This is a genomic window from Mesobacillus sp. (assembly GCF_049588175.1).
GTDB lineage: Bacteria > Bacillota > Bacilli > Bacillales > Cytobacillaceae > Mesobacillus.
The window spans coordinates 1-3,785 of sequence record NZ_JBAVFI010000267.1; the positions used below are offsets into that span (position 1 = coordinate 1).

5 protein-coding genes are annotated in these 3,785 nt (G+C 41.9%); 3 read left to right on the forward strand and 2 right to left on the reverse strand.

All coding sequences use genetic code 11. From position 1 onward, the window contains the following. Window positions 1–26 precede the first annotated feature (26 nt). Window positions 27–779, forward strand: coding sequence for a (S)-benzoin forming benzil reductase (locus tag WB217_RS06495; RefSeq protein WP_423991771.1), 753 nt, complete (start codon window positions 27–29; stop codon window positions 777–779). Window positions 780–920: 141 nt separating this feature from the next. On the opposite strand, the gene WB217_RS06500 is transcribed toward WB217_RS06495, so the two are convergent. After that, window positions 921–1,490, reverse strand: coding sequence for an STM3941 family protein (locus tag WB217_RS06500; protein WP_423991773.1), 570 nt, complete (start codon window positions 1,488–1,490; stop codon window positions 921–923). A 269-nt stretch (window positions 1,491–1,759) separates the two neighbouring features. Between WB217_RS06500 and WB217_RS06505 the strand changes: the two genes are divergently transcribed. After that, entirely contained in the window at window positions 1,760–3,109 is a 1,350-nt protein-coding gene (locus WB217_RS06505) for a sensor histidine kinase (RefSeq protein WP_423991775.1), read from the forward strand. A 111-nt stretch (window positions 3,110–3,220) separates the two neighbouring features. Continuing rightward, entirely contained in the window at window positions 3,221–3,526 is a 306-nt protein-coding gene (locus WB217_RS06510) for a hypothetical protein (protein WP_423991779.1), read from the forward strand. On the opposite strand, the gene WB217_RS06515 is transcribed toward WB217_RS06510, so the two are convergent. Next, window positions 3,425–3,646, reverse strand: coding sequence for a hypothetical protein (locus WB217_RS06515; RefSeq protein ID WP_423991777.1), 222 nt, complete (start codon window positions 3,644–3,646; stop codon window positions 3,425–3,427). The genes WB217_RS06510 and WB217_RS06515 overlap by 102 nt on opposite strands. Window positions 3,647–3,785: the final 139 nt, after the last annotated feature.

The window sequence follows — 3,785 nt, forward strand, 5'->3', positions numbered from 1 at the left end:
CGGTTTAGATATTGAGGGGTGTTAAGATGAAATATGCTGTCATAACCGGATCTTCGAGAGGGCTAGGCGCAGCTGTGGCCCAGCAATTGGTGGCTGAAGGAATAAATGTCATTTCAGTTGCCAGACATGAGAACACCGAATTAAAGCAGGCTGCTGCTGAGGCTGGAACAGGATACATGCATTTCACATGTAACCTTGGTTCTGAAGAGCAAGTCCAGAATGTTTTTTCGGAGATTGCTGAGACCGTCTTCAAGGATGCAGAGCAGGTTTTTGTGATCAATAATGCAGGTGTGATTGAGCCGATTGAGGTGGCTGGTGACCTTGATTCTTCACTATTGATGACCAATGTTCAAGTCAATTTAACGGCACCAATCATGATTTGCAATTCTTTTTTACAAAAAGCTAAGAAGACTGCGGTAGAAACCGTCATTGCCAATGTGACTTCAGGTGCTGCCGAGCGGCCGATCCATGGCTGGAGCATCTATTGCAGCACGAAAGCTGCGATTAATATGTTTACGATGACAGCAGGACTGGAACTCGAAAAGGCCGGAAGCAGCAGCAAGATCGTCGCCTTCAGCCCGGGAATCATGGACACAGATATGCAAGCAACGATCCGTTCTTCCTCGGAGAAAGCATTCGCCGAACTGGAGACCTTCAAGAATTATAAAGAAAGCGGCAGTCTCCGCAGCCCTGAAACCGTGGCAGGAGCACTCGTAAAACTGCTGCTTGGCAGTCACCTTGAAAACGGAAAAGTATATAAGGTTAATGACCTTCTATAATGAAAGAAAAAGCGACGGATCAAAAGTCCTTCGCTTTTTCCATGAACACAACACTTCATCGCTTCACCGAGCCGGGGGTCTGACCCCCAGCGGATTAACGCGGCACTGTACTGGGGGTCTGACCCCCAGTGGGTTAATGCGTTAACTTGGTAAATTCTTATTCCTAGGCGGGTTGGATTGTTCTGGGGTTTCTTTATTGTTTGTAGGGATGTAAAAAGGGATTTTCATTTCAGCTAAAAGGTTGACTAGTTCCTTTTTATCTTTTAAATTACTGAGCCCGATATTGAAGGCTGGGAATCCTGTTTTGAGATTTATTTTTGCCAGTCGCCTTTTGTTTTTAGGTAAAGATTCTATATAGTCTGCTTCATTTTTTAAAAGGATCCCAAGTAATTCATTATTATGGACTTCATATGGCAGCATGCCTTCTATGTCCTCCCAGGGTATAAAGCCAGGTCCTGCTGTGCCCCTCACTGTCAGGCCATCTTCACTGACCGTTACATTTGCCTCTTTTTCCATAAAATTTTTTCCAAGTAAAAACAAGGACCAGATCAGCAATAAAATCACAGCACCGAAAAATACGATGACCGCCACATTTTCACCCGGGTCTGCCAGCATATAAATTCCCGCCACAATAAAGCCAATAATCAGCAAGCTCAGTAAGGCTGTAAGCCCAAAAATCCTCACCTTGGATAAATAGAAATCTCTTTTCATTGTGCCCCTCCTTCTTATCACCCAATTTATTAAATAAAATCCCATTATCTATTACATTAAATGAATTTGTTAAAATATTCAAATTCCTTGCGTCTGCTCTGTTTCTGGATATTTTTTTGATATGCTCTTTTGGCAAACTACTTGTATGAAAAATTACGCAGGAAATTCGCGAACATCCTCAGAAAGCATAATATTGAATGCAAAAAGAAATTTATGCGAAAACAGTTTTTTAGTATGATATTCTTAAGATTATTTGAGGAGTGGCTGGAATGGATCGTATTTCGATGAAGATTGGCGCTGTTTTCTTCATAACGATTTTGTTAGTGGAAGGGATTTTATTTTATTTCCTTCATTCTTCGATCATCCACTCCCGGATTGATGAGGAGCTTGCATCTTTGCAAACTCGCGGGAATAACCACCGCGACATCCTTGAAACCTCTTATCTTGAAGAAACAATCCACCATATCACTTCAATGGAATCGCGCACAGAAACGCATGTAGTGATTACGGATAGAAACGGTGAGATCGTTTCAGCTTCGATTCCAGTTGACCGCACCATAACTGAAATCATCGAAAAATCACCCATGCACATTGTGCGTGACGGGTTGATACTTGAAGATGATTGGCAGGACAAGAAATATATCGCCTCTGTTAGCCCACTTGATAATAATGGCGCTGTTTATATGTTTAAGAACACCCAGCGGGTCCAGGGACTGATTGCCAGGCTGAACAAGCATTTCTGGCTTGCCGGAATTTTGCTGCTTAGCTCGATGGCCATTATCACACTCTTTCTCTCCCGTTTCATCACAAAGCCGGTGATTAAAATGAATGAAGCGACTCTTAAAATCCGCAAGGGTGACTACTCTGTAGCACTTCCCCGGCTTGGAAATGATGAATTGGGCGAGCTTGGAGAATCGATTCAGGTACTCGCTGATGACCTGAACCATATAAAAAAGCAGCGGAACGAATTTTTAGCGAGTATTTCACATGAGCTTAGAACCCCGCTCACCTATATTAAGGGATATGCCGACATCGCCGGAAAAGACGGAACAGCTCCTGAAGACAGAAGCAGGTACTTACAGATCATTCACGAAGAGGCTTCAAAGCTTTCTGAGTTAATAAAAGGCTTATTCGACCTTGCCAAAATGGACGAAAACACTTTTACTATCCATAAAGAAAAGTTCGAGCTTTGTGCTTTTTTAAGAAGCATTCATTCGAAAATTGAACCTTCTTATATCGATAAAGAAATCACGCTTAATTTAATCTGCGATGGGGAAGTATATATCGAGGCTGACCCCATCCGCTTTGAACAAATCATCCTTAACCTGCTTGATAATGCCAGAAAATATTCAGAGGCAGGATCCACCACGACAATTGAGGTATTTGAAAAGAGCGGGAAGACTCATCTTCTCGTAAAAGATGAAGGAAAAGGTATCCCAAAAGAAGATATACCCTGGATATTTGAACGTTTTTACCGTGTTGATAAATCGAGGTCCAAAGCACTCGGGGGATCAGGACTTGGGCTTGCGATCGTTAAGGAGCTTGTTGAAGCCCATGGGGGGAAAATCACTTGCACCAGCCAACTGCATGCAGGGTCAACATTCGAAATCATTCTTTAAGGCTCTTTTCACAAAAGTTTGCAGCTATATTGCGAAAATCTTTACACGATTGTCCTTCCACTGGTTTTAAAACCTGGAAACATGGAATACATAATTAAAGGGGTGATGTAATTGAGACAAGTTGATTCTTTACAGGAAATAGTTGAAGCTGTAAAAAAAGAAAACGAAAGCAATAAAATCCTGGTCAGCCAGCACGAAACCAATCGATCCGCCGTTACATTGGGTGACGAGGATACCGAATCTGGAACAAGGCTTCGCGTCAAAGTTATGTTAAACAATACCCTTTACTACTCCGAGGAATTCCAGGACGATACGCTATACGAAGAAGCCAGTGAGATGATCAAGGAAATGAAGAATTACGCCCAGGTCAAGCTTGTCGGTGAAGATGAGATTAATGAAATAGCCCAGGTGAAATAAGTGCCTAAAAAATTTAATATCGTGTGTAGACAAGGCGGCTGGATTACAGCTGTCTTTTTTTATGGAAAGATATAAATTTGGAAAAAACAAGCTATATTTTCCAGTTCGCCAGATTATCAATTGATTTAGCCAAATTAGTAGGCATTATCGCCAGATTCACTTCGGGTTTCGTCAGATCACTTCGGTTTTCGCCAGAATAAATATCCTTTTCGCCAAATAACTTGAGTTAGAATTAACTTAACTATTGTTGATGGTGGAC

Excerpts from the sequence above, each read along its gene's own strand:
- WB217_RS06500 (WP_423991773.1), bottom strand. The coding sequence starts at position 1,490 with ATGAAAAGAGATTTCTATTTATCCAAGGTGAGGATTTTTGGGCTTACA.
- WB217_RS06505 (WP_423991775.1), top strand. The coding sequence starts at position 1,760 with ATGGATCGTATTTCGATGAAGATTGGCGCTGTTTTCTTCATAACGATT.
- WB217_RS06495 (WP_423991771.1), top strand. The coding sequence starts at position 27 with ATGAAATATGCTGTCATAACCGGATCTTCGAGAGGGCTAGGCGCAGCT.